The organism is Streptomyces sp. YS-3, assembly GCF_045257485.1.
Lineage (GTDB): Bacteria > Actinomycetota > Actinomycetes > Streptomycetales > Streptomycetaceae > Streptomyces.
The window spans coordinates 1-989 of sequence record NZ_JBJHPC010001080.1 but is presented as its reverse complement, the minus strand read 5'-3'; the positions used below and the strand labels follow the sequence as shown (position 1 = coordinate 989).

The following is a 989-nucleotide window of genomic DNA, read 5'->3' as shown; positions in this document are numbered from 1 at the left end:
GGGGACGCGTTCCCGGGGTGCGGGGCGCCGAACCGGTGGCGATCTCCACGCTGAACGCGAGGGCGGGGGAGCGGACGGAGGCGGTGTCGGTCTTCGCGGTCCGGCCCGGCTCGGGGCTCGCTCCCGTACGGGACGGGGCCGTGGTCCTCACCCGGGGCGCGGCGGACGGGCTGCGGGCGCGGGAGGGCGACACGGTGGCCGTCGGCGGCCGGGCGCTGACCGTCGCGGCGGTGCGCGGCGAGGACTCCTACAGCCACACCCCCGTCGTCTGGACGGCGCTGGCGCCCGGGGCGCCCGCCACGGTGGTGGCGCTGACCCTCGACGACGGCGTGGATCTCGCGGCGGCGGACCGGGCGCTGGGCACGACCACCCGCACCCTGGACGGCGCGCTGGCGGCGCTGCCGTCCTACCGCGCCGAGAACGGCTCGCTCCAGCTGATGCGCGCCTTCCTCTTCGCCATCTCGGCGCTGGTCGTGGGCGCGTTCTTCACGGTGTGGACGATCCAGCGCGGCGGGGACATCGCGGTCCTCAAGGCGCTGGGCGCGTCCACGCCCTATCTGCTGCGGGACGCGCTGGGGCAGGCGGTGCTGATGCTCTGCGCGGGGACGGCGGCCGGGGCGGGGCTCGCGGCGGTGGTCGGCGGGCTCGTCGGGGACGCCGTGCCGTTCGCCCTCACCGTCGAAACCACGCTGCTCCCCGCGCTCGTCCTGATCGTCCTCGGCGCGCTCGGCGCCGCCCTGTCCATCCGGCGGATCACCGCCGTCGACCCGCTGACCGCGCTGGGGAGTGCCCGATGAACGCGCCGCTGATCCTGGACGCCGTGACGCTGACGTACCCCGACGGGGAGGGGCGGCTCACCGCGCTGGACGAAGTGTCCCTCGCCGTGCCGGCCGGGACGCTGACGGCGTGCGTCGGGCCGTCCGGCTCGGGCAAGTCGAGTCTGCTCGCCGTGGCGGCGACACTGATCACGCCCGACCGGGGGCGGGTGG

The 989-nt window shown here is 76.8% G+C and carries 2 protein-coding genes; both read left to right on the top strand.

From position 1 onward, the window contains the following. The coding region (locus ACJA3G_RS37590) for an ABC transporter permease (protein ID WP_406557487.1) at positions 1 to 797 on the top strand (797 nt) is incomplete at its 5' end. Next, positions 794 to 989: ATP-binding cassette domain-containing protein (locus ACJA3G_RS37585; protein WP_406557486.1), on the top strand; the 196-nt coding region annotated here is incomplete at its 3' end. The genes ACJA3G_RS37590 and ACJA3G_RS37585, both read left to right, overlap by 4 nt.